Annotated in this window: 20 protein-coding genes and 1 riboswitch; of the genes, 8 read left to right on the forward strand and 12 right to left on the reverse strand. The window is 43.2% G+C overall.

Features of this window, described 5'->3' with window-relative positions; all coding sequences use genetic code 11:
* Nucleotides 1-905 precede the first annotated feature (905 nt).
* The 9 genes from RB160_RS04995 to RB160_RS05035 all read right to left on the reverse strand — a co-directional run bounded on the left by RB160_RS04995 (nucleotide 906) and on the right by RB160_RS05035 (nucleotide 12,978).
* Nucleotides 906-2,177, reverse strand: coding sequence for a LysM peptidoglycan-binding domain-containing protein (locus RB160_RS04995; protein ID WP_316569135.1), 1,272 nt, complete (start codon nucleotides 2,175-2,177; stop codon nucleotides 906-908).
* Between the two features lie 234 nt (nucleotides 2,178-2,411).
* Complete coding sequence (opp4C, locus tag RB160_RS05000) at nucleotides 2,412-3,230, reverse strand: oligopeptide ABC transporter permease (protein WP_396954672.1); 819 nt, start codon at nucleotides 3,228-3,230, stop codon at nucleotides 2,412-2,414.
* A 112-nt stretch (nucleotides 3,231-3,342) separates the two neighbouring features.
* A complete protein-coding gene (locus RB160_RS05005) occupies nucleotides 3,343-4,308 on the reverse strand; it encodes an ABC transporter permease (protein ID WP_316569136.1) in 966 nt (321 codons plus the stop codon).
* A gap of 149 nt (nucleotides 4,309-4,457) precedes the next feature.
* On the reverse strand, nucleotides 4,458-6,212 hold the full coding sequence (locus RB160_RS05010) for a peptide-binding protein (RefSeq protein ID WP_316569585.1): 1,755 nt from the start codon (nucleotides 6,210-6,212) through the stop codon (nucleotides 4,458-4,460).
* Between the two features lie 101 nt (nucleotides 6,213-6,313).
* Nucleotides 6,314-7,315: an ABC transporter ATP-binding protein gene (locus RB160_RS05015; RefSeq protein ID WP_316569137.1), complete on the reverse strand. Its 1,002-nt coding sequence runs from the start codon at nucleotides 7,313-7,315 to the stop codon at nucleotides 6,314-6,316.
* A gap of 13 nt (nucleotides 7,316-7,328) precedes the next feature.
* The gene (locus RB160_RS05020; protein WP_316569138.1) at nucleotides 7,329-8,300 is read right to left on the reverse strand and encodes an ABC transporter ATP-binding protein; all 972 of its coding nucleotides are present in this window, start codon (nucleotides 8,298-8,300) and stop codon (nucleotides 7,329-7,331) included.
* A gap of 334 nt (nucleotides 8,301-8,634) precedes the next feature.
* Nucleotides 8,635-10,362 carry a glycine betaine ABC transporter substrate-binding protein gene (locus RB160_RS05025; protein WP_316569139.1) on the reverse strand — a complete coding sequence of 576 codons (1,728 nt, stop codon included), beginning with the start codon at nucleotides 10,360-10,362 and terminating at the stop codon, nucleotides 8,635-8,637.
* 4 nt (nucleotides 10,363-10,366) lie between these two features.
* Nucleotides 10,367-11,572, reverse strand: coding sequence for a quaternary amine ABC transporter ATP-binding protein (locus RB160_RS05030; RefSeq protein WP_316569140.1), 1,206 nt, complete (start codon nucleotides 11,570-11,572; stop codon nucleotides 10,367-10,369).
* A gap of 455 nt (nucleotides 11,573-12,027) precedes the next feature.
* Nucleotides 12,028-12,978, reverse strand: a complete 951-nt coding sequence (locus RB160_RS05035) for a DMT family transporter (RefSeq protein ID WP_316569141.1) — start codon at nucleotides 12,976-12,978, stop codon at nucleotides 12,028-12,030.
* A 145-nt stretch (nucleotides 12,979-13,123) separates the two neighbouring features.
* On the opposite strand from RB160_RS05035, the gene RB160_RS05040 reads away from it, so the two are divergent.
* The 3 genes from RB160_RS05040 to RB160_RS05050 all read left to right on the forward strand — a co-directional run bounded on the left by RB160_RS05040 (nucleotide 13,124) and on the right by RB160_RS05050 (nucleotide 18,329).
* Nucleotides 13,124-13,987, forward strand: a complete 864-nt coding sequence (locus RB160_RS05040; protein WP_316569142.1) for a LysR family transcriptional regulator — start codon at nucleotides 13,124-13,126, stop codon at nucleotides 13,985-13,987.
* A gap of 121 nt (nucleotides 13,988-14,108) precedes the next feature.
* A riboswitch (yybP-ykoY riboswitch) is annotated at nucleotides 14,109-14,212 on the forward strand.
* A 162-nt stretch (nucleotides 14,213-14,374) separates the two neighbouring features.
* Nucleotides 14,375-17,023 (forward strand): cation-translocating P-type ATPase, encoded by a 2,649-nt coding sequence (locus RB160_RS05045; protein ID WP_316569143.1) that lies wholly within the window; start codon nucleotides 14,375-14,377, stop codon nucleotides 17,021-17,023.
* Nucleotides 17,024-17,300: 277 nt separating this feature from the next.
* Entirely contained in the window at nucleotides 17,301-18,329 is a 1,029-nt protein-coding gene (locus RB160_RS05050) for a PTS sugar transporter subunit IIC (protein WP_316569144.1), read from the forward strand.
* Between the two features lie 103 nt (nucleotides 18,330-18,432).
* Here RB160_RS05050 and RB160_RS05055 read toward each other — a convergent pair whose 3' ends face one another.
* Nucleotides 18,433-19,239, reverse strand: coding sequence for a histidinol-phosphatase (locus RB160_RS05055; protein WP_316569586.1), 807 nt, complete (start codon nucleotides 19,237-19,239; stop codon nucleotides 18,433-18,435).
* A gap of 406 nt (nucleotides 19,240-19,645) precedes the next feature.
* Here RB160_RS05055 and RB160_RS05060 point away from each other — a divergent pair, with 406 nt between their 5' ends.
* Both RB160_RS05060 and RB160_RS05065 read left to right on the forward strand, forming a co-directional pair.
* Nucleotides 19,646-19,780 carry a hypothetical protein gene (locus tag RB160_RS05060; RefSeq protein WP_316569145.1) on the forward strand — a complete coding sequence of 45 codons (135 nt, stop codon included), beginning with the start codon at nucleotides 19,646-19,648 and terminating at the stop codon, nucleotides 19,778-19,780.
* A gap of 222 nt (nucleotides 19,781-20,002) precedes the next feature.
* Nucleotides 20,003-20,182, forward strand: a complete 180-nt coding sequence (locus RB160_RS05065) for a hypothetical protein (RefSeq protein WP_316569146.1) — start codon at nucleotides 20,003-20,005, stop codon at nucleotides 20,180-20,182.
* Between the two features lie 207 nt (nucleotides 20,183-20,389).
* Here RB160_RS05065 and RB160_RS05070 read toward each other — a convergent pair whose 3' ends face one another.
* A complete protein-coding gene (locus RB160_RS05070; RefSeq protein ID WP_316569147.1) occupies nucleotides 20,390-21,835 on the reverse strand; it encodes an alkaline phosphatase PhoX in 1,446 nt (481 codons plus the stop codon).
* A gap of 414 nt (nucleotides 21,836-22,249) precedes the next feature.
* Between RB160_RS05070 and RB160_RS05075 the strand changes: the two genes are divergently transcribed.
* The 3 genes from RB160_RS05075 to RB160_RS05085 all read left to right on the forward strand — a co-directional run bounded on the left by RB160_RS05075 (nucleotide 22,250) and on the right by RB160_RS05085 (nucleotide 24,116).
* The gene (locus RB160_RS05075) at nucleotides 22,250-22,450 is read left to right on the forward strand and encodes a twin-arginine translocase TatA/TatE family subunit (RefSeq protein ID WP_316569148.1); all 201 of its coding nucleotides are present in this window, start codon (nucleotides 22,250-22,252) and stop codon (nucleotides 22,448-22,450) included.
* An 80-nt stretch (nucleotides 22,451-22,530) separates the two neighbouring features.
* Complete coding sequence (tatC, locus tag RB160_RS05080) at nucleotides 22,531-23,271, forward strand: twin-arginine translocase subunit TatC (protein ID WP_316569149.1); 741 nt, start codon at nucleotides 22,531-22,533, stop codon at nucleotides 23,269-23,271.
* Nucleotides 23,272-23,399: 128 nt separating this feature from the next.
* Entirely contained in the window at nucleotides 23,400-24,116 is a 717-nt protein-coding gene (locus RB160_RS05085) for a hypothetical protein (RefSeq protein ID WP_316569150.1), read from the forward strand.
* 141 nt (nucleotides 24,117-24,257) lie between these two features.
* Here the strand turns inward: RB160_RS05085 and RB160_RS05090 are convergent, their stop codons facing one another.
* Nucleotides 24,258-25,679 carry a hypothetical protein gene (locus tag RB160_RS05090; RefSeq protein ID WP_316569151.1) on the reverse strand — a complete coding sequence of 474 codons (1,422 nt, stop codon included), beginning with the start codon at nucleotides 25,677-25,679 and terminating at the stop codon, nucleotides 24,258-24,260.
* Between the last annotated feature and the right edge of the window lie 69 nt (nucleotides 25,680-25,748).

A 25,748-nucleotide genomic window follows, 5' to 3' on the forward strand; every position in this document is an offset into this window, starting at 1 on the left:
ATCCCCCTTTTTGTTGCATTATTTTCCAAAAGGGGTATACTAACTAATAGTTGGTATACCCAACAGCGCAACTCCCCGGGACCGTCTTCCAGGACACACTCCCGGGGTTTTGTTCTATCCACAACTACCAATTGCACCTAAAACACCACTCCCTCACATCCGTACATTTTCTTGTAAAAGCAAAAAACATCATGATTCCACGCATTGCCCCACTATCCAAAAAGGAAAAGGAACGATGATGCCGTTTCATGATGTCTAGTATGGATGATGGAAACCTGCGCCTGGTGTCTGTGGATCGGAGTCTTACAGTTCATCGTTCAAAGATGCAATCTGCCTCAGCATGTAAAGTCATCGCTTCCTTTATGGAACAGAAGGATAGCCGACATGCCCCCCTCCTTCCCCTTATTATGGGCGAAAAAAATTAACAAGTAAATCCCATTTCTTCCTTATTTTCCTTTAATTAGGTTGTCCAACCAAAAAGTCTTTACACATATTAACAACCAACTATTGCTAAAAATCCATTATATCTGTATACTATTACCTCAATCATGCAAAAAACCAAATAAACAAGAAATCCAACCCCCGCCACACTTTCAAAACCCGACACAATTTCTTTAAAAGCACAAATTATTATTTGTATAGAACAAAACCAAAATTTTTACGAATTCATGGCAACTTCACAAAAAGTTCATTCTGTTACTTTCTTTTTTGGAAAAAGGGGCCAACGCACCGTGCCGCCACCACAAAAAAACACCCACGCAAAACGCATAGCGCAAGTGCCCCTGTCCCCAAATATATCAATCGAAGAAACCCGTTCAGAACGCTCCCCCCATCCGCGAAAACTCAAAGACCATGAGAACCGCCGAATCCGCCGTTCACTCCATTCCGCCTTAAGTAACGCCTTCTCACCTCTGCTTCACAACAACAATTTCGCTGGAAACGTACGCCCAATTTTGCGGAGCTGGAAGGCTGATTTGCCAGTAGGTTGTCCCCATGAGGTTATATTGGTCGATAAGTTGGGTTTTTTTAATAAAGCTGCGAATGTCTTCGAACCAGACAATATGCTCATCCGTCCCGCTCCAATACCGGTACCACGGTGATTGGGCGGTCGAATCAAATTGGATCGGCCTCCCCAATGATATCGCGTGGTTTTGCGCAGCCAGGACCGACAACCCCTTCGCCGCATTTGTCGACACCACCTTGTCGTAGCCATATAGCGCCATCGCCATCATCAGTTTCCGCGGAGTCACTAACGAAACGGCATACTTGACCACCTGCTCCACCCAATTGATTGGAGAAATTGGGTCTGGCGGGCCGCCCGGATATCCATAATCAATCGTCATTACCGCCATTACATCGGCAATGGCCCCAATCGCCGCATAGTCATACGCCCCGACAATCCGATTCGTTGGCAAATCCTCGGTCTTGGCATGTACATTCACATGTAAAAGTAGATTCCCCAATCGCAGCTTCAAATCCCGCAGGAACAAGGAAAAATCATTTCGCCTTGCCGGTGGAATAAACTCCAAATCAAGGCTGACACCCCTGAACCCGCGGGTAGCTGCCAAATTGGCAATACTCGCCGCTAAATGTTGCCGATACGTTGGGTTTGCAAGTACACTTCCTACCAACTCCGCACTGAAACCGCTCGACGTCACATTCCGGATCATCAATAACGGGGCAATATTTAATTGTTTGCACCTTGCAACAATCGCGGAGTCGTCTCTTTCGGCAAACGCATAACCCGCCGCCGTAAACGAGTAATTCACTACCGCCACATACGTTAATTGATTGGCCAGCGAATCGATGACACTCAGATCCGCTGTGGTTCCAGAAGGAACTAGGAATCCCACCGTCCGCATCGCCAACTTGATCGGGGAGGGGACAACAAGAACCTGGCCAATCCGAAGCCGATGAATATCAAGGCCGGGATTCGCCCCAGCAATCGATGAAATCGTCGTCCGGAAGCGCTGCGCAATTTTCCAAAGAGCATCCCCCGCCTTAACCCGATAAACCCGGGACGCAAGGCCATCGTCCGGAATATAAAGAGCAAGCCCCGGCACAATCACCGACGCAGACGCCAACCCATTTACTCGAACAATCGACTCAATCGAAACCCCATACTGCTTCGAAATCTGCCACAACCTCTCGCCAGCCCTCACAACATGCACACTCATCCCCTCACCCCCCTCATATCATCATATGAATGAAGCTCCGCCTATATGAACCGGGGAACGGATCCACTGATTCATCGCTTTACAGAATCTGAAACCAAAGTGAAGCGCTAGCTAATCGGGGAAGCAAGGGGCCTTTCTTTTAGTACCTGGAAGCACCAGCACCCGTCCCGGTATACCATTTCATTTTAATACCATGAACAGAAAAAGATGGTGCATCACCGCACCATCTTTTTGTTATCTCTTATTACTTTTCGGGTCAAGAGCATCGCGGAGCCCATCACCAATAAAATTAATGCATAATACCGTTAATAGAATTAACAAACCGGGCGGTATCCATGCACCTGGGCTATTTCGTAAAATACGTAAGCTTTGTGCTTCGGAAATCATGTTCCCCCAAGTAGGTGTTGGCTGGGGGATCCCAAAGCCAATAAAGCTAAGGCCTGATTCAATAATAATGTAAGTCGCCATCATTAACGTTGCATTTACCACAATTGGCCCAATCGCATTAGGGATAAAGTGCCTTAAAATGATTCTCATATCGCTGGCACCGATTGCCCTCGCTCCAAGCACAAATTCCTGTTCCCTTAGAGAAAGGAAGGTTCCCCGAATAATCCTCGTTAGATTCGGCCATGCCGTGAGAGCAATGATTGTAACAAATATCCCGATTGTCACCTTTTCAAGCAGTGCAACAATGGTTAAACATAGAACAAGGAACGGCAACATTAGCATCATGTCTGTAAATCGCATGATGATAGCATCTATTTTACCGCCATAGTATCCCGCAATCGATCCTAACGTTACACCAATAATAAGTGTAAAAATCATCGCACTAAATCCAACAATAAGAGAGATTCGGCCACCATATAATAAACGGGATAAAATATCACGGCCGGAACTATCATTCCCTAATGGATGGTCGGCACTTGGCGGTCTTTCAATCAATAATAAATTCGATTTTGTTGGGCTATGGTCGGTTAAAAGTGGTGCTGCAGATACGGCCACTACGATTAGAAAAAGGATAATCACCCCTGCTACGGCAAGCTTATTTTTCATAAAACGCCGCAATGCAATTTTAAAAGGGCTTTTACCTGATTCCACTGTTTTCGGTACATCGGTTAAGGGAGTTTCCAAAGTTTCCTCAGTATTCGGTTGCAACGTTATCACCTCAATCGTAGCGGATTCGTGGATCTACAATACTATAAAAAATATCGGCCAATAAATTCCCTACTAAAATTGTACACCCAAGCAGGAGATTAATAGCCATAATAACCGGGTAATCACGGTTTCCAATTGAATTAATAAATAAAGTACCTATACCCTGGTATTGAAATACTCCCTCAGTAATAACAGCCCCGCTTAATAAAGCCCCAATTTCAAAGCCTAGAAGGGTTATGATTGGGATTAAAGCATTGCGGAGAGTATGTTTATATAGGACATTTTGTTCGGTCATTCCCTTTGCTCTTGCTGTTCGAATATAATCACTTGATAAAACATCAAGTACTTCAGAACGCATAAAGCGCATATATGAAGCAGTTCCAGCCAACCCAAGCGTTAATCCTGGCAAAATTAAATGGCTCAGTTTATCTTTGAATAACTCGAATCCCTCCAAGCCAGGCTGTGAAACCGATCCATGTGAAGGAAGCCAGCCGAGTTTTATAGAAAACAGATAAATAGCCACTAGCCCAAAGAAGAAATTCGGAACGGCCAGGCCAAAAAATCCAAAGGTGGTCGCAGCATAGTCAAATGGCGAATATGGATTCCGCGCAGAATAGATGCCAATCGGTATTGAAACGATAATTGTAATAAAAAGAGTAAAAATACCGAGGTAAAACGTATTCGCGAGTCGATCCCCGATTAATGTCGATACATCGCGCCCTCTGTAAATAAACGACTCTCCAAAATCCCCCTGAGCGACGTTTGTTAACCAATTGAAATATTGAACCGGTATTGGATCATTTAAACCCAAAGCTTCCCTTTGCCTTTCAAACACTTCCGGGTCAATGTCAGGATTCATTAATCTGCCTGTAAGCGGATCACCTGGCGCGGCCTTTATCAGTCCAAATACAATCATGGTAAGGGCGATGAGCATCGGGATAAATATAAGAATTCGTCGAATGATGTATTTGTACACTATTCCCCCTCCATTCTATTGGGTATTGCATTGAAATTGTCCAGCTGCGGCGTACTAATCATGAAAGAGAAAGCCCATAAGACCGTGCTTCCACTTATTGAATAGAAAAGCGTTCGGCGTTAGCCCGAACGCTCTTCCTGTCTATCCTCTTACTCTGTTACATACCATAAATGAGGGTCATTTATGAATGTAGATGGCAATACACTGATGCCTTGCAGGCGCTTATTATGTGCCCAGATGCTATTTTGTGCATACAGGATAAGTGATGGCATATCTTCTCCGAATAATACTTGCCAGTCACTGTATACTTTCTTACGGTAATCCTGCTCAAATGCATCAGGAGGTTTGACCGCATCTTTTAATAACTTATCAGAGTCCGGATTGATCCAGCGCTGATAATTGTACCCAGAAGTTGAAGCCCACAATCCGCTCGGATCCGGATCCGTGCTGCTCAGGCTCCAGCCCATCAGGTAAAGATCCCAGTCCTGGCTATTATTTTCAAGGTCCTCAAAGTAAGCTGCTGTTTCCTTAGGCTGGCGAAGTTCGATATCGATACCTACTTCCTCCAGGAACTCGACAATAATTGGGGCAGAACGCTCACGAATTTGGTTGCCAGTTGGGTAGTTCATATTAAGAACCCATTTATTCCCTTGTGGATCTTCACGGAAGCCATCTCCGTCTTTATCGACATATCCTGCCTCATCAAGTAATTCTTTCGCTTTTTCCGGATCATATTTATATTGGTTTGGAGCTTCTCCGTCATAGGCCCAGAATTGAGTGGCAATTGGTGAATTTTGTACAGAACCGCGTCCGTAAAGTAAACCATCGATGATACCTTTACGATCTACAGCATAAGCAATTGCTTGACGGACTTGCTTATTCGATAACTTCTTATTTTCAGTCCATTTTGATGGATCTACAGAAGTATCACCCTTTGCACGGTGGTTCATCATCATTCCCATAATTTGATATCCGAAATCCGGCTGTTCAATCATTTCAACATGTTCCATATCAGCTACTGTTTCATAGTCTGCAGGCTGTACTCCGTTCGGGTCGGCTACAAAATCAATTTCACCCTTTTCAAGTAATCCTAAGATAACCGCTTGGTCAACGATTTTCCAAACGACTCGATCTAATTTAGGCTCCCCTTTCCAGTAGTCAGCGTGCTTTGAAAGTACATATTGCTCCCCTTCAACCATTTCGGTAAATTTGAAAGGACCGGTGCCAACAACCTCATTTGGATTACGTGAGGCTGGAGCTTGTGGAATGTCTGCAACAGGGATATCTTTGAATACGTGCTCAGGAATAATTGGAAAAGCTGCATCCGGAAGAGCCATCACGTTTGGCTGGGCATATTTAAACGTTACAGTATGTTCATCAACTGCCACTACACCTTGGAATTCCTGGGATTTACCCGTAGAGAATTCTTCGTAACCTAATAATCTTTCAACGTAGTTTACACGCACACCACCTGCTTCTACGTAGCCAGGGCTGGCAAGTGTCTTATACGTGAACACGACGTCATCTGCCGTGAACGGTTCACCATCATGCCACTTTACCCCTTCTTCTAACTTAAATGTAGCTTCCGTTTGGTCATCGTTGAATTCCCACTCTTTTGCCAGGTTTGGAATGAAGCCAAGATTTTCATCTTGGGAAAGCAATCCTTCATGTGTAAAAGAAAGGATATTACTTTCATACGCTTCTGTGTAGAAAATAGGGTTAAATAAACCAGTAGGCGCGGTATCCATAACCCCAGTAATCGTTCCGCCAGTTTTCGGTTCACCCTTTGACTTGTCGTCTTCACCCGATGCGGGCTTTTTCCCTGAACAAGCAGCAAGAACTCCCAGCACTAGAACAAAACTTAGCAAAAGCAGCCAACTTTTCCGTCTTTTCAATCCAACCACCCCTTTATTTTTTTTGAAAAAATCCTGATAGAACGGAAGCACTATTTAGGAGCACCACCCCCTATAAAGAACTGGAATCCTCAAAACACTATTCCTAAATCTTATTCGTACAAATGGCAGGCGACATAATGGCCATTTCCAACCTCAGTTAACTCCGGACGAACCTGTTCACAGCGATCATGAGCTTTTGGGCACCTAGTTCGGAATGCACAGCCGGTAGGCGGGTTAGAAGGACTTGGCAAGTCTCCTTTTAAAATTATTTTTTGTCTTTTATGCCGGACATCTGTAGATGGAACTGAGGATAATAATGCTTCTGTATAGGGATGAAGTGGGTTTTCATATAGGGATTTCTTAGGTGCAATTTCCGCGATACGGCCTAAATACATAACCGCAACCCTGTCACTAATATGCTTTACGACACTTAAATCATGGGCAATAAACAAATAGGTTAAATTAAACTCATCTTGAAGGTCGGCCATTAAGTTCAGTACCTGGGCCTGGATGGAAACATCAAGGGCAGAAACCGGCTCATCACAAATCACAAATTTCGGATTAAGAGACAATGCCCGTGCAATGCTAATTCTTTGGCGCTGGCCACCGGAAAACTCATGTGGATATTTTAAGCGGTCATCCGGACGCAAACCGACTTTTTCTAATAGATCGATCGCTTTGTCCCGCCGTTCGGCTCTTGATAATTTTGTTTGAACGATTAGCGGCTCTTCAATTAATTCTTGTACACTCATTTTAGAATTTAAAGAGGCGTAGGGATCCTGGAAAACAATTTGCATATCACGGCGGATTGGACGAAGCTGTCTATTTCCAAGCGTTGAAATATCTTGATTTTCAAAAAGGATTTGTCCTTCTGTCGGAGCAAGCAGCCTTAAAAGAACTCGGCCTAAGGTTGACTTCCCTGAACCGGATTCTCCAACTACCCCAAGCGTTTCACCGCGCAGGACATCCAAAGAGACATCATCGACGGCCTTTACATGTCCTACTGTTTTCCTCAAAATGCCACCCTTAATTGGAAAGTACTTTTTAATATTTTGGGCTTGCAATATATAATCTTGATCAGTTTTTATTCCTGCCTTCTCAATCACAGACACCGCTTCAACCTCCTTATTCAAAAAGATAGCAACGGACGTTATGCCCAGATTCCACACTCACTAACGCAGGATTCCGTTCTCTGCATTTTGGCATTGTATGCGGACAACGGTCGGCAAATCGGCACCCAACTGGAAAGCTGTGCGAAGGAGGGACGGTGCCCCTGATCGCCCCAAGCCGCTCAACCTCTTTTTCAAGGCTTGGCAAGCTATCCAGCAATCCAATTGTGTAAGGATGTTTTGGTTTTAAAAACAGCTCATCAACCGTTGTTTCCTCGACAATCTGCCCCCCGTACATGACCATGACTCGATCGGCATACTCTGCTACAACTCCTAAATCATGCGTAATCAGCAATACAGACATATTGAATTTCCGCTTCATTTCATCCAATAAATCGAGGATTTGCGCTTGGATTGTCACATCAAGAGCCGTAGTCGGTTCATCTGCAATGAGTAATTTCGGGTCACATGAGATAGCAATGGCAATCATCGCCCTTTGCCTCATCCCTCCGGATAACTGGTGCGGATATTCGTTCATCGTTTCTTCAGCCCTCGGGAATCCCACGATTTTGAGAAGTTCCACCGCTTTTATATATGCCTGCCGCTTAGAGATTTTTTTATGTTTCATGATCGTTTCCATGATTTGATTGCCAATTGTAAATACGGGATTAAGCGCCGTCATGGGTTCTTGAAAAATCATCCCTATTTCCCTTCCGCGAACCGTTCCCATTTGTTTATCTGAAAGCTTAACCAAATCCTTACCGGAAAAATGGATCATTCCATCTTCAATCTTTCCCGGTTTTCCTATTAGCTTCATAATCGATAAGGAGGTGATACTTTTTCCACTCCCTGACTCCCCAACAAGAGCAACTGTTTCTCCTGGTGCGATGGAAAAATCAACCCCATCTACTGCTTTTGCTATCCTTTTGTCTTCTAAGTAAAAATAAGTCTTTAAATTTTTCACCTCTAATAATGCATTTTCAGCCATTCGCTTCACCCCGACTTTAGTTAAGTAATAGTTAGGTACCCTCCGAAAATAGTGCCCTCCAGCCTGAAATACCTAATAAATTTTCAAAAAAAGAGTCGTTGTTTTTATTTGTAATAATAAATACTCCTAATTTTCTGAATAATAAATTATCATAATTGTATTACTAAATTATCACAATATAAACAATTTTACGAATTTTGTGTTAAAATTTCATTAAATTTTTTGTAATCAACCTGATTTTTTTGTGGATTACATCAAAAGAATTTAATTTTATTAACCTTCACCGGCTCCATAAACGCAAAAAAGGAAGCAGGGTTCCCTGCTTCCTTCTTGGCTATTTCAAATCCTCAATCGAGTCAATATCTACATACTCCGGTACGACCAACCCATTTTTGGTTCCTTTAAGGTTTAGTCCAAGGTCGACGAAATCGTCCTTGTACGTATTGAAATATTCGATATGCGTGCTTGGCAGCCAGGCACCAACCAACGCATCGGAGCTACCGTTTGCAACCCCCGCATACATCGGGCCTACTTCAACCTGGCTAAGTGATACATTGTAGCCATTTTGTTCAAGTACCTTGCCAATCACATTTGTACTCGCGATTTCTGTATCCCAAGCCACATAGACAAGGTTGATTTTTTCACCGTTGCCTTTCTGTGCCCCGTTTGTCCATTCGGCTACTTTATCCGGATTTTCATCAATCCATTTTTCAGCAGCTTCAGCAGGACTCATTCCTTCTTCGATATAAACCATGACTTTTTCCATATCGCCTGTCTCCCAAGAAAATTGATCGAGGATTTTATAAGCTCCCGGAGCGTCCTGCTCGAGGCCTTTTCTGACAATTGTATGGATTCCTTCAGTCCCCCCGAATACTCCTTTAGGATCATCGAGAAATTTCAAATCAAATTTGGAAAACTTCCAGTGGGGTGCCCATCCGGTGATAATGATCGGCTGTTTATTATTATAAGCTTTCTGTAATTCAGCAATCATTCCCGCCGAAGAGCCTTCAACAACTTTCCAATTGTCCAGTTTGTACTCATTAATCGCATTGCCAGCCTGCGCCATAATTCCGGCACCCGGCTCAATCCCGATGATTCTATAATTCGTTTGTGCGCCAATCCCATTCGCATTCCCTGGCGCAGCCTCTTCCTTCGCAAAGGCCTGAACAAGAAGGGTACCAACAACAAGCACGGCGACAAGCGCAGCAACGTATCTTCCCTTAACGACATGGCCGTAAGCCGGCTTGCGCAGGTTTTGCGTGAACCGGTCAAGGATGATCGCGATAAAGACGATGGATAACCCTGCCTCGAATCCTTGCCCTACATTAATTTGGCTGACAGCCCGGTAAACATCCGCACCAAGGCCCGGCGCGCCAACTAATGAAGCCGTAACAACCATGGAGAGGGCCAGCATAATACTTTGGTTAACACCGGCCAACATCGTTGGAGTAGCCAGAGGAAGCTGGACTTTCAACAATTTTTGGCCTCTTGTTGACCCAAATGCATCGGACGCTTCAATCAAGTCCCGAGGCACTTCCTGAATTCCAAGATTCGTCATTCGGATCGTTGGTGCAATCGCGAAAATAAACGACGCAATAATCCCCGGAACGACCCCAATTCCAAAAAATAAAATTGAAGGAATCAAATAAACAAATGCAGGCATCGTTTGCATAAAGTCTAAAACAGGCGTTACAATCCTTTGAACTGTTTTACTTTGCGCGCACCAAATCCCAATTGGGATCCCGATTAGGATAGTCAGAAATCCAGACACTAACACAATCGCAAGTGTTTGAATCGCTGAATCCCAATAGCCAAGATTATCAATCAACAGCAAGCTCAACAAAGTAAAAATTCCTAACGGCCACCTGCTCGTATAGGCGACTAAAAGCGCCAGTACAACAATGACCACAATAGGTGGGCCTGCACTTAATACATTCACGATGAGATCCAATAGCCCATCGATAGTTGTAGTAATAAATGAAAACAATCCAGCAAACGCAACGGTAATCCATTCAACTAAAGAATCGATCCAACTTCCAAGAGGGATTTTTGGCATATTCATGTTGTTATTCCCCCTCCATTTCGTTCAAGGAATCCTTATTTCCGGCTAAAGCGCCAATAACAGCTCCCCGGATGATAATTCCTTTAATCCTATGCTCTTCATCAACAACTGAAATCGGCAAGCTCGAAGTTGCCATCGTATCCATCAGGTCCGCCAATAACGTATCCTCGGCAACCGTCGGGATGTCCGTTGTCATCACGTCGGCAATCGACTTGTTCTGGTCAATCGCCTGCCGCGCCTGCTCGGCGGTCAAAGCGCCAAGCAGTTTCCGGTGGCGGTCAATGACAAATATGCTGGAATACCCTTGCTTCCGCATAATTTCCAGGGCAACACGCGGCCCCCGGTCGACACTGATCCGTTCCGGCCGCTTCATCACATGAGAGGCGGTTAACACCTTCGACAAATCCACATCCTCAACGAATTTTTCAACAAATTCATTTGCAGGCTGCATCATAATTTGTTCTGGTGTACCCAGCTGAATGACACTGCCGTCCTTCATCAACGCAATCCGGTCCCCAATCCTTAACGCTTCATCCAAGTCATGGGTAATAAAAATGATTGTCTTCTTGTATTGATCCTGGATTTCAATCAATTCATCCTGCATATCTTTTCGGATTAAGGGGTCAAGGGCACTGAAGGCTTCATCCATTAAAATGATATCCGTATCGCTTGCGAGAGCACGGGCAAGTCCGACCCGCTGCTGCATTCCACCACTCAGCTGTGATGGAAACTGGTTTTCGTATCCTTTTAAACCGACACTCTCCAACGCCTTCATCGCTTTTTTACGCCGTTCTTCCACAGGAACATTTTTGATTTCCAGGCCATATTCCGCATTCTCGAGAATTGTTTTATGCGGGAACAGGGCGAAATTTTGAAAGACCATGCTGATTTTTTTCTGCCTTACTTCCCTCAAGCGGGCGCTGTTCATCTTGACAATGTCTTCACCGTCAATCAAAATCTCCCCGATTGTCGGATCGATCAGCCTATTGAACATCCGGATCAACGTGGATTTCCCACTTCCGGATAAACCCATGATCACAAATATTTCTCCGGGGTATATCTCGAAGTTGACATTATTTACGCCAACCGTCTGTCCAGTCTGTTTTAAAATTTCCCGTTTCGATTTACCTTGCTTCAATAAATCAATTGCAGCTCTAGGCGATTTTCCAAAAATCTTGGAAACATTCCTCACTTCTACTATGGGGTTCACTAAATCACCTCATTCTAAATATTGCCCTTATGTATATCAGGTTTCCCGTTTTTAATATTATTTTCCCGGAAGTTTTAAGAAAAACGCGAAAAAGGGGCGAAAATTACTTAGTGACAACTTATATCATTTTAATAAGTTGTTACTCAAAAAAAACGACTTTTCTACTATACACGAGATAAAACCTCATTTCAAGGGTAACGGACCGGAGTCAACTAAAGGAAGCGTTCTCTTTTTCCCGAAGTAAGCTCGTGAACTAGATGGGGAAGGTTCTCTTGCATCTAACCAAAAACAAGGAGGCGGAAAAACCTTGCCCCTTGTTTCCAACGATCCTTTGCCCACTAACATGAATAAGCTAAAAAAAGCCGACTTCTCTATTGAAGAAATCGACTTTTTAAGGCTGAATTTAGTTGACAGATACATTCCGTGAGGTTTTTTAAAAAAAGGCTCTTCTTTAGTTAAGAAGTACGTTCGCTCAAATTGTTTGGAATTGCTGAATTGATTCTTACAAAAATGTTATTAGATAAAAGTGAACCGATAATTAGGACAGTGCCAAGTAAATCGAACGCTGTTACATTATTCCCTTGGAAAATTGAAATCGAGAGTGTTGTTACGGGAACAAAGTTAATGAACAACAGTGCGTTTAAAGGTGACAATAAACTCACACCGATATTCCAGCCAAGCAATGCAATGAGACCCGGGAATACGATCATAAACAATAAATGCGGACCTACCGCCTGGACGCTATCAACTGATGGAACCGATACATATCCAACTAGTGTTGCAACGACCGTAAAACCAACAGCTGTGATTGTTCCGAGTAAGCAGCTTAACGTTGAATACCTTAGTGCAGACCAACCACTGAACTCTTTGCCGCCCATCGTATAAATGACCCATCCAATAACTGCAATCAAAATGAGCATGGAAGGAATAAAATGGTCCGTCGCACCAAGAAATGCTTTAATATCCCCTTTTGTAATCACTAACATGGCACCGATAAACGAAACGAGTACACATAGTAATGTGAATAGATGAGGGCGTTCTTTAAAAATCATCCAAACGATAACAATGGAAATCATCGGCATAAGTGACTCCATAATGGATGCCACCATCACTCCTGATTCCCCTAATAAATCTTCTCCCCAGAAGATGAACAAATTATAGACCGTAAACGCCATTGTTCCGAAAAACCATAAGTAAAGGCCCTTCCCCTCAAATTGAAAGGCCTGCCTTCCTTCTTTCCATAATAATAGCGCTACTAAAATAATCGTAACAGATCCATAACGAAAGATTGTAAAATAGAATGGATCAATATACTTGAAAGCCGAATGGGCTACAGGAAACATCGCTCCCCATGAAACTGCCGCAATAAAACAGAAAATAGCCCCTAAAAATACCGTATTTCTCAACTACTCTTCCCTCTTTCATAAAATTAATCACAACCATTATTGTATATCGCTTTAGATATCACGTAAAATGAATAATAGTAATGATTACTATCAATTTTTTTGATATCATAATTGGGGATTAGATAAAGGCAAGGGATGGAGAAAAGTGGAGTTAAAGGACTTGGAAATCTTTAAGATGGTCGCGGAAAAAGGAACCATTACAGAAGTGGCAAAAGAGCTGAAATACGTTCAATCGAACATTACAGCGAGAATTCATAAACTCGAAACAGAACTGAATACCCATTTGTTTAACCGGCATCGTCGAGGCATGAGTTTGACCCCTGAGGGGAAAAAACTATTAACTTATAGTAAAGAAATATTATTGCTCACAAATGAAATGAAAAAAGCTGTTCACAGTAAAAAAGAACCGTCTGGAAAATTAGAAATTGGAGCAGTTGAAACCGTCATTCAATTACCAACGATCTTATCTAACTATATTAATAAATATAAAAAGGTCGATTTGTCGTTGGTTACGGGTGTTACAGAAGCATTAGAAGAAAGGGTATTGAATCATAAGTTAGACGGGGCGTTTGTTACAGAGTCAGCCTTTCATCCTGATCTTGTCTTTTATGAAGTGTTTCAAGAGGAGCTTGTTTTAATTTCAGATATGAGCGAATTCACACTCCAGGAGTTGAAAGAAAAACCGTTCTTATGCTTTAGCGAAGGCTGTGGATACCGGGCACGGCTTGAAACGTGGTACAAAGACCAAAACATCACCCCACAAAAAGTGATGGAATTCGGTACATTGGAAACAATTCTACGCAGCGTTGCTATGGGACTAGGCATTTCATTCCTCCCAAAGTCAGCAGTCACCCAGATGGAACAAAGCGGACTTATCCAATGCCATTCACTTCCCGATCAATACAGTAAGATTAAAACCGTTTTTATTAGAAGAGCCGATATATACTTAACACCCACGATTGAAAAATTTATTGAAACAATTGAAATGGACAAAAACAGATCTTTTTAATAGAACATGGCTGTCTCATACGAAAAAACCCCCAAAAGAAGTTTAAATCTAAAACCGAGCGGGAAAAGTACCATAGAATGTGAATTATGTTACAATAAATTATGTTAATAACTTTCTTTGACTCAGCGTCAAAGGGGAGTAGCTTGAATTGGACACCCAATTACAATAAAGTCGTCATTCCATGATTATCAGATCATCGGCTTTATTGGCATTCAACTGATTGCTAAGCGAGACCTTTGCCTTTATGGCACAGGTCTCGCTTTTTTCGTTGGACCAGAACCAAATCCAAGCGCAAATTACATTTAGCTTCACATCTATGCAACAAACCATCTATGAAGCAAAAAAAAGCGGAGAGTCTCAGGCACGAATCCAGAAAGGAGTACTGCAATGAACTATTATCAACAGAGTAAGGAAGAAGTACTGAAATCCGTTCAATCCTCCCAGGATGGGTTAACGAATGAAGAGGTCAGAACCCGTCTTGAAAGGGACGGCTATAACGAAATTAAGGATAAGGAAAAAGTTCCGACATGGAAGCTTTTCCTTGAAACATTTAAAGACCCTATGGTCATTGTTTTGCTAATTGCCGCGGGTGTGCAAGTAATTCTTGGCGAAATCGTCGAATCACTAATCATCCTACTAGTCCTCGTCTTGAATTCAATCATTAGTGTCGTGCAAACGAAAAAGGCGGAAGGATCGCTCGAGGCTTTGCGCAATATGTCGGCACCTGAGGCAAAAGTCATCCGGGATGGAATAAAGAAGACAATCCCAGCTAGGGAACTTGCCCAAGGAGATATCGTCTTCCTCGAAGCAGGTGATTACGTCCCTGCTGACGGACGAATCCTCGTAAGTGCATCATTGAAAGTAAACGAAGGAATGCTGACAGGAGAATCGGAAGCAGTCGAAAAGCATATAGACTCCATAGCTGAAGAGGCTCCTCTAGGCGACCGAAAAAATATGGTGTTTAGCAGCTCTCTTGTCGTTTATGGCCATGGCCAGTTTGTTGTCACAGGGACAGCTGAAAAGACTGAAATCGGGAAAATCGCGGACATGCTCGCCACTGCCGAAGCAAAACAAACGCCGCTTCAACGGAAGCTGGATGCATTCAGTAAAAAGCTTGGCATCGCGATTCTACTATTATCTATCTTTATTTTTGCCTTGCAGGCCGTCCGGATTTGGCTGGGTGATGATGTAGTTGATACCGGCACTGCCCTTCTTAATGCGTTGATGTTCGCAGTTGCTGTGGCTGTCGCCGCCATTCCGGAAGCATTATCAGCCATTGTCACTATCGTCCTTTCAGTCGGAACGAATAAAATGGCAAAACAGCATGCTATTATCCGCAAGCTGCCGGCTGTTGAAACGCTCGGATCCGCAAGCGTCATCGCCACGGATAAAACAGGAACGCTGACAAAAAACAAAATGACAGTCACGGATTTCTTCATTCCGGGTACGTCCGTAAAACCACTGAAGGAAAATCCGGATGAATGGAATGGCTCAGAACGAATGCTCGTCAATATAGCCGCATTATGCAATGACTCATACATTAACGATGACGGCAAGGAAGTCGGCGACCCTACAGAGGCAGCGCTTATCCAGTTCGCCCAAAAAAACAACCAGGATTATGATGAGCTTCGCCGGACCTATCCGCGTCTTGCTGAAATGCCGTTTGATTCAGACCGGAAACTGATGTCAACCGTCCATACAATCAACGGCCGACAGCTGATTTTGACAAAGGGCGGACCGGATGTAATGTTTGGCCGCGCAAGCTATGTGCTTATTGATGGCAAGGAAGTGCCATTGACAGATGATACCCTGAAGCCATTTATACAGGCTAACGAAGATTTCTCCAACCAGGCCCTTCGTGTTTTGGCTTATGGCTACAGGGAATTGGCTGATGGCAAGGCCGACATTGACCAAAGCGATGAAAAGAATCTTGTCCTCGTCGGGCTTACGGCGATGATCGACCCTCCACGCGATGAAGTTTATGAAGCGATTCGAAATGCGAAAAGCGCCGGCATCAAAACAGTGATGATTACCGGGGACCATAAAACAACAGCCCGGGCGATCGGTCGGGACATCGGCTTGATGGATGAAGGGGACATAGCCCTTTCAGGACAAGAGCTGGACGCAATGTCTGACGAAGAGCTTGATAAGAAGCTTGAACACATCTCGGTCTATGCCCGCGTTTCACCTGAAAATAAAATCAGGATCGTCCGTGCTTGGCAAAGGAAAAATCACGTTACCGCAATGACAGGCGACGGGGTAAACGACGCTCCGGCGTTGAAACAAGCAGATATTGGAGTGGCGATGGGGAGCGGCACTGATGTCGCAAAGGACGCTTCATCCATGATCCTCACCGACGATAACTTCGCATCCATTGTCAAGGCGGTCGGGGTCGGCCGGACCGTTTACGAAAATATTAAAAAAGCGATCAGCTACCTATTTGCGGGTAACCTTGGCGCCATCATTGCGATTCTTTACGCGGTCATCTTCAATCTGCCGAATCCATTCACAGCAATCCAATTGCTTTTTATAAACCTTGTGAATGATTCACTTCCCGCGATTGCGCTAGGCATGGAAAAGGCTGAACCAAATGTAATGAAAAAGAAACCGCGCGATCCGAATGAAGGCCTGTTTGCAGGCGGTACATTACAAGCAGTGGCAATCCGGGGTATCCTAATCGGGGCAGCGGTCATCACATCCTTCTACATTGGCTTGAGCCACTCCAACGAAATGGGAGTCGCCATGGCCTTCACAACCTTGATTTTGTCTAGGACGCTACAAACATTTGCCGCCCGATCCAATACTCAAACAGCGATCGGAGCCGGGTTCTTTAGCAACAAACCGGTCATTGGCGCAGTACTGTTGGGATTCGTCTTGTACGGATTCACAGTCCTTCCATTTACAAGAGCAATCTTTGAAATCCCGGAACAATTCGGCTGGAATGACTTCCTCCTTGCAGCAGGCCTTGCAGCCGCGGCAGTCGTTTTAATGGAAATCTTCAAAGTCATTCGAAATAAAATGCAAAAATCAAACTAAAATAATGGAAAAGGGACGGATCTGCAGCTTCATTCGAAGCACTGGAGCCGTCCCTTCACCATTTCTATATTGATGTAATTTTATTTCAGTAACCATCTTAACCAATTTAAAATAAAAACTTTAAAATGTAAGCGTTTTAAAGTTTTCTGAATAATTGACATTTTCATAAAACAGTTATATTATTATAGCAATCACTTAATGTATTACTAGGTACTAACACCTAACCCTAATTACAACAACTAGGAATCAACACCTTGTTTAGGAGGACTCATCACAAATGAAACCATCAACAAAGAAATACTTGATCGACCGTATGTATAAAGCTTCACAAGGTCTGGCCAACGCGGTCCTTGTTACACTCGGAATCGGCCTTCTCATTGAATCGTTAGGAACATTCACAGGCTGGGAAGGATTTTTTACAATCGGAAAAGCAACACAGCTAATGCTTGCCCCGGCACTAGGCGCAGGAATCGCCTACCAGCTTGGAGGCAATACACTTGTCATCTTTAGCGCGATGGCTTCAAGTACGATCGGGGCCAGTGCGGTCCAGCTTACGGAAAATGGCGGAGTTACACTCGTAACCGGGCAGCCGCTGAGCGCTGTTTTGGCCGCCATCATTGCTACTTGGGTAGGAAAAAGAGTTACCGGTAAAACAAAACTCGACATGATGGCCATTCCATTTTGTGCTGTATTTGTTGGCGGCGTTTCCGGAGTATTCCTGGCAATCATCACGACTCCGCTGATTAACTGGCTGAGTGCGCAGATTGCTGCATCCGTCGAAGGTTCGCCAATATTAGGGCCAATGGTCATTTCGCTCATCTGGAGCATTTTCCTTATGTCACCGGCATCCTCTGCGGCCATTGCAATCGCGCTGCAGCTTGACCCAGTTTCAAGCGCTGCAGCATTAATCGGCTGTACCGTACAGTTTGCCGCATTTACAGCAATGTCGTATAAACAAAACGATGTTGGCGCCAATATCGCACAATCGCTCATTACACCAAAGGTTCAATTCCCTAACCTGGTGAAAAATCCACGATTAGCGATTCCGCCATTTATCGCGGCCGTCATTTGCGCCCCGATTGCAACAGTCATTTTTGATTTTAAAGTGTCTTATAAGCTTGCTGGGCTTGGCTTGAATTCCTTGATTGCGCCGATTAACATTTTGGCGGAACAAGGCCCAATTGTCTTAGCAATTTATATTGCTGTTGGCGTTATTCTGCCAATCATTATTTCACTAGCAATCTATAAACTAATCAGCCTAAAAGGTTGGGCAAAAGCTGCCGACCTGAAGATGGAACTGCAATAATTCATGCAAAAAGGGACGGTTCTTGTTTGCCAATAAGCAAACGGAACCGTCCCTATTTTTTGGAGAAAAAATGTTTTAAAAAGTGATTGAGCACTATCCCCCGCTATAACGGCACCACAATCCTCTTCTTTTCTTTAAAATAAACCCACTCCGTAAAGCCGATTTCTTTCAAACGTTCCCTGACGAATTCGAAGTCGTCCCCTACTCGTTCGGGGTCGTGGGCGTCAGAGCCAAACGTGACTGCCACACCATAATGCTTGGCGACTTCCAATATTTTATCAGAAGGGTACCAGCCGCCGCAGTCCTTCGTTTTGCCGGAAGTGTTAATTTCAATGGCGACATCGTGTTCACCAATGATTTTGAGCGTTTTTTCAATGGCATTGGTCTCAATTGACGAAAAAGATGGATAAAATCCTTTCATGGCGTCGATGTGGCCTAGGATCTGGAACAGCCCGCTCCGTGCCGATTGTTCGATCAATGAATAATAGGCTTCCTTCACCCGTACTTTTTCTCTTTTTGATAGTCCATCCCACCGCCCCTTTTTAAAAATGCTGACATCCTCGACATAATGAACCGAACCAATAATATAATCAAACGGATATTTGTCTAAAAAGCTCCGGTAAACTTCCACATGTTGAGGGAAAAAATCTGCTTCCACTCCCAACAATACATCAATTTTCCCAGCGTATTTCTCTTTTAACTGAAGAACCTCCTGTACGTAACCCTCAAACTCACTCTTCCCCATCGTGATTCCAGGATACGGCCGGTCCTCTTCTTCGGCAAAATAAGGCGAGTGGTCGGAAATTCCCACAGCTGCCATTCCTTTTTCGATTGCCGCTTCAATATAGCTTTGAATTTTTCCGCGCGCATGGCCACAGCGGTCGTGGTGGGTATGTAAATCGAATAGTATGGATGATGTTGATTTATTCACGCCAAAATTCCTCCTAATTTCTTTAAAAGTTCCACGAAAGCCCTATTCATTTAATTTAACCAAAACCTTTAGATAGCAAAAAAAGAACGGTACTCCACTTATCGGAAAACGGCCTTCTACCCCATCCTATAACAAAGAACGTTTTTTTCCAAAAAGATTTACTTTATAAAAAAGCGGTTTTCGAAAAGTACATTAACAACTTACGCACAGAGGGATTTCACGCCGAATAGCCAATCCCTTGTAGGAACCGTAAAAAACTTTTCTGTCATTAACATGTTTACAACCAAATAAAATGGGGTAAAGGAAGATTCTAAGTGAGATTTAGGCAAGTTCTGACCTTTTCCACTTCGCTTATGGCTTAAAAACGCAGAAGGAGGAATAGTTGATGAGACAATTCGATCTTAATGAATGCATCTATTGTGGCAACCAGCTAAACAAATGGGAAAACAATAGAAGCTACTGTTGGGACTGCAGTGAATCCACTTCCCCCGAGGCCTTTCATGAAGAAGATGATATTTAATTTGTAACGCCGCACCCTTGTGCGGTATTTTTTTTGAAAAATTCGCCTATGCCATTAAGCAGCCCATCCCCCACCTTCGCTCACCCACACAAATAGCCACCATCCACCCTAATAATCAAAAATTTGACACGAATTAGACATCACGCCGCAACAATTGAAGCATCATTTACCACGAAAACAATGTGATAATAGTGGTAACAAAGAGCGAAAGGATGACTTCGCATGGAAACAACGTTGCAAGAAATGCTAAAAAGACGCCCAGGAATGAGCATGCTTCAACTAAAAAGAGCTTTGCTCGTACAACAAAAGAATGGGTACGCCCTTATTGATGCCGATATAGCCACCCTCGAACTTTCACAGCCATTTACATACGAATACACACGGCTCAGCTCATCTTATTAACGAATGAGTTTGGCTTCGATAACAACGGATGCCACCGGGACGGTTTTTCCGGTATGTATAAGCCAGTCGAACCGTCCCCATGGTTTCACAACGAAAAGGAACCGGTTCAGTTTAGGTTCACGACCACAAATAAGGGACGGTCCCTGGTTGCCTTGGCTAACCGGGAACCGCCCCCTTTCATTTTCCTGCTAAGCAGTACCGTCCCCCTTAGGCGATATCCACTCCAGCTCGTTCGAATGCTGCTGCTTCCAGGATAGACATACCTTGTGCCTCGGCAGCCTTAGCCACTTTTTCTGAAACTTGCGGGGCAAGTTTCGCAGGAGCAGCATAGGACATTTCCCTTGCGCGCGCAGAGTTTCTGCGCTGGAATGGTCCCCAGATTGCAAAGGTTTTTCCTGGATCTTGAATATTAAGGAAAAGTGTGTTTCCATCTGGCGAGAAGGTTGGGCCAGCCAACTCAGAATTACTTAACCGGTTGGCAGCAAAAACATAGACGTTACCTTCTGGTGTAATTCCGAGTAGGCGATCTTGGCCTGACCCATCTTCCGCAATCCAAAGGTCTCCCCACGGAGTCATGCAGATATTATCTGGATATTCCATGTCTTTTGCGTCATTTCCCTCATAGAATAGTTCCAATGTATTTGTATGAGGAATATACCGGTACACCCGTCCAAGTTTTTTCTCGCCGGCAGATGTGTCATCGAACCAGAAGACTCCGCTTTGGAAGAAGGCGCCCTCTAGTCTAGAGAATTCAATGCAGTTTTGCTTCTTAGCATCCTCGCGGCAGAAATGAGGATCAACTTCTTTCCATACAACCTGGAAGGTTTGCCCTGTTTTAAACGTGCTTGCTTTTGGATCTGTAACTGCTTCGATTGCAGCCGCATAAAGCTTACCACCTTTATGTAAAGAGCCTACTGTTTGGCTGGTGTCATTCGGAATAAAACGGTAGAAGTAGCTTGGGCTGGCATCTTCAGTTAAATATACATAACCGGTAGATGGGTCGATTGCACATGCTTCGTGTGAGAAGCGCCCCATTTCCTTTATTGGAGTTCTGGACAATTCGTTCTCCGGCTGAGTCGGATCGACCTCAAATACATAACCGTGTGTTTCGGAACGTGTTTCTTCACACGTCAGCCAAGTACCCCATGGCGTCGCTCCGCCAGCACAATTTCGGATTGTCCCCGAAGATGTTACATATTCTTTGATAACTTCTCGGTTTGCATTTACCACTAGAGCCGTAGTTCCGCCAGCAGCCGCTGGATCATAAGGGTTTTTTCCAACTACAGGATGTTTTGCGCTTGTTCCTAGTTCATGGTTACGAACAAGAATCGTTGTATTATTTGGCCCTTCAAAAGCCGCCATTCCATCAAACGCTCCAGGGATTTTGCTTCCGTCTGTCATCGCTTCGCCTTCAACAGAGATAATTTTGTAATGAAAGCCTTGTGGAAGGTCAAGAATTCCATTTGGATCTGGAACAAGAGGGCCATATCCAGCAAAGCCGCTTGCAGGATTATCATTTGTATCTGCTAAAACCTTTGATCCAAGTGTGAGTACCCCCGTTGACCCAAGAGTTAGAGCAAGTGTCCCCATTCCTCCAGCCTTCAGGAAATCCCGTCTGTTCAAGCCATTTTTCGTAGTTTGTTTAGTATCCATAGAATATGCAGCCCCTTCGCAGGTATTTTTGAAACACAAGTTTAGAATAATCTGCGAATTTTAATAAATGGTTGAAAGCTTGTAAGAGTTAGGTTAAAAATTATTAAGATATGTAAACGAGGTTGTAAAGGTTTTCAAGAACGTTAAATGTTTAGCTGCCTGCATTTATTACTCTTTGAAGCTTTACTTTATCAAGCGAAAATCACATAAAAAACCAGATTTACACTATATTTCCGTAATAATTTTAATGCTATTTTTACTATTCTTTACACTCGTTTTATAAACATTTGCCTGTTCTTTCACTATAATCAAGGTGATTACATAAACAACTTCAAAAGGGGCAAGAAGCCTTTTTTGAAAAAAGTAACGCATTTGCTCTCAAGACTTACATATAACTAATTGGAGGTGTTGTCCTTGCTTCAAAATATCGGAGTACCAGGGTTAATTCTCGTGCTTGTGATTGCTTTAATTATTTTCGGACCTTCTAAATTGCCTGAATTAGGGCGAGCGGTTGGATCTACATTAAAGGAATTTAAAAAATCTACCCGTGAGCTGGTAGCTGACGATGAACAAACAAAAGAGAAAGAAATCCTTCCTGAGGAAAAAGGGGTTTAGCCATAACCAAGAAGATGTAAGCGACAATTTGTGCTTGCATCTTCTTTTTACTGAAGGATTAACAGGAGGAGGCAGTGTAAATGCAAGCCAAAGATACCCATCTAATTGGACATTTAGAGGAACTTCGCCGTCGTATCATCATAACAATGTGCGGCTTTATCTTTTTTTTAATTGTAACAATGATTTTTGTATCTGATTTGTATCGTTGGCTAATCAGGGATTATGACGGGAAGCTGGCACTGCTGGGCCCAAGTGATATTTTATGGGTTTACATGACTTTATCTGGTGTTTTTGCTATTGCATGCACCATTCCTCTGGCAGCGTATCAAACTTGGAAATTCGTTGCCCCCGCATTGAAAAACGAAGAGAAACAAGTGACGCTTAAGTTTATTCCAGGTCTATTTATACTTTTTATTTTGGGGATTTGTTTTGGATATTTCGTTCTTTTTCCAATCGTGTTGGGTTTCCTTACAAGCCTCTCTGCCGGGGAATTTGAAACAATGTTTACAGCTGAAAAATATTTTGCGTTTATGATTAACCTAACACTCCCGTTTGGATTTATATTTGAAATGCCGCTCGTCGTTATGTTTTTAACGAGATTAGGAATCCTGAATCCGACAAGGCTCAAAAAGGCGCGAAAAGTTTCCTACTTTGCATTGGTAGTCATGTCTATTCTCATAACGCCGCCCGATCTCGTTTCTGATATCTTAGTCATCGTTCCCTTACTAACGCTTTACGAAATCAGTGTTTCTCTTTCCAATTTTATTTATAAAAAAAGGATTAAAGCTGAAGCAGGTATGCAGGTCCAACTGGATGGCTAACCTGTTTTGGTTGTTTAAAAGCAGCGGATTTTTCAGCCTATAAAACAGCACCTGACGTAATCCCATGTTTAATCATAACGCCAACGGGAAGTAGACCTATGTATCGACTTTTTAGGAGGGATTATCTGATGGAACATCGCTCACAAGAAACTGCTGCAAGCAAGGCGCCAACAGAAGCCCGATTAAAACTAGCTGCTACCGCCATGGTAAGCAATATGAAGCTCCATGCAACTAAAAATGGCGGGGAAAAAGGGTCGACCACAACCGTCGATAAGGAAACCGCTAAGAAGATCATTGAACAATGGCCAGCCACGTCCAAAATGGCCGCCCAAAACACGATGGATTTTTATGGACCGCCAAACGAAGCAACTCCAAGTAAATTAATCTGGTATAACAACGGCCCTTGGAAACGGACAATTGCCTATCGTGACGAGGTGCCTCATGATTTTCCTGAACCGCACACCGACGTGCTTGAACAATTCATCGATTATCATGTACCTGCCGATAAAGTAGGTCTCGTCGCCCAGTTGGAAGGAAGCATTGTAATCGACCGGACAAAAGGCGAAGTTTCCGTCCACTGCGATAACGAAGGCGCCAACACATTGTCCTTGAACATGATGCATGAAATTGTTACAGGTAAACGCACGCCAGAAGAAGCGAGGGAATTTATCGCAAAGGAAATCGTTGAGTATATCATGGGACGCCCTGCCCCATATGCTGAGCGATTCCAATTCGAATTGCCACAAGGCGAGCAATGGGACACCGACGAACCATTAGTCCAAGACGTCCCCTTAGACCAAGCCCTTTCCAAAATGAAACAGAAATTGGGGCTGGATAAAAACTAAGGTGGACCTAGCGGCTACACTCAAAGAATAAAAATGCCTGCTCGTTTGCGTTACGCAAAAAGAGCAGGCATTTTTTCTATTGCAATAATCTAAAATGGTAACGCCGTTAGGGTTTCCCTTCCAATTCAAATGTTCAATTACTTAAATCGAATTCAACTCTTTCTGTAACTCAGTTCGTTTTTCTTCATTTTGTATCAAAGAAATAAAATACTGTGCTTTTTCCCGATAGGCAGCAGTTGTTTTATATTTTTTCGCATTTCCAATATTCTTTTCAGCCTTGGATATTATCGGATCTACCCCGTTAACGATAAAAGTTTCATTCCAGGTTGCTAAATAATTCGCCCTATCAATGTCACTTTCAATTAAGAGGATATATTCCAAGGCCTTTGCTTCATAATCACTATACTTGGTTTTTTTCGCCAAATCTATATATCTGTTGGCTTGTTTCACGTTAGGGTCTTCTTTGACGTATAATGCATTCCACTGATTTTGCAGCTGAGAGCGAAGTTGTTCATCCTGAACCAATTGAATAAGTTCATAGGCTTCCTTCACATAAAGGTCATTGTTTTTAAAACGTGCTGCAAATTCTAATTGTTTCTTGGCATTTTGGTATATAACACTATTTTCCCCGTCTGCTGTTTTAAGAATAGTGTCGAATTGAACCTGTGCCTCTTGGCGCAGTGTACTGTCTTCTATTTGGTTAATTGCTGCTATCGCAGATTTTACCGTGCTACTAACGTGGGAATTTCGTAGGTAACCGATTTTTTCCAAAGCAGAATCATAATTGGTCTTCTTCAAGCTATCATATAAGGCTTTTCTTTCAGCCTCCGCTTTTGCTGATTTTTCCCGTTGTGCGGCTTTTTCAACTTCTAGTTCCGCGAACATTCTATCTAAAGTTTTCTGAAGATCATTCAATCCATCATTCGCATTTTTTAAAACTTGCATACTTGTGGTGCCTGCGGAAGGTGTATTTTTCGCAGCAATTTCAGCCCTCACCTTTTCCAATTCCGCTCTAGCCTGGGCATTTAATTCTGCTACCTGATTCTGTAAATAAGCAACCCTGCCAAAACCATTTCCAGCTGAGGATAAAGCAAACGCTGCACCTGAAGAAGTATCAATGGCAACGACATAGCCTTCCTTTGCTAATGTTTCGTTTACATTGACAACATAATTTGTATAGCTATTCATACTTTGCATTGTTTCAAGCCAACTAATTGGAGCAAAAATCACCGCATCAACATTCGTGCCATAAAAGATACCACTAACATTATCTGTAGCCATGTTTGCAAGTTGTGAAATAACCGTATCTGCACTTTGGTATCCAGTACCAATAGCTCCTATAGGTGTTAATGTATTGACAGAAATCATTACAAAAGCATAGCTTGCACTTGCAGAGATAAGACCTATTTTTATATACGGGCTTGCTAATTCCTTAGCCTTATCAGCCAGGCCTGTTTCCACTTTAACGACTTCCTCTTGCTTTTCAGCCGCAAATGCTGCAGGGGTAAATGTTGATAATCCTAAACTTAATGCGATGCCTATTGAAATAATTCCTCTCTTCATTTCTTCCCCTCCAATTAGTTTTTTTACACTAGGAGCAGTTTGCCTTTAGCCCCTTTAAATACTTGAATT

This window comes from Neobacillus sp. YIM B06451, from assembly GCF_032667185.1.
GTDB lineage: Bacteria > Bacillota > Bacilli > Bacillales > Cytobacillaceae > Bacillus_D.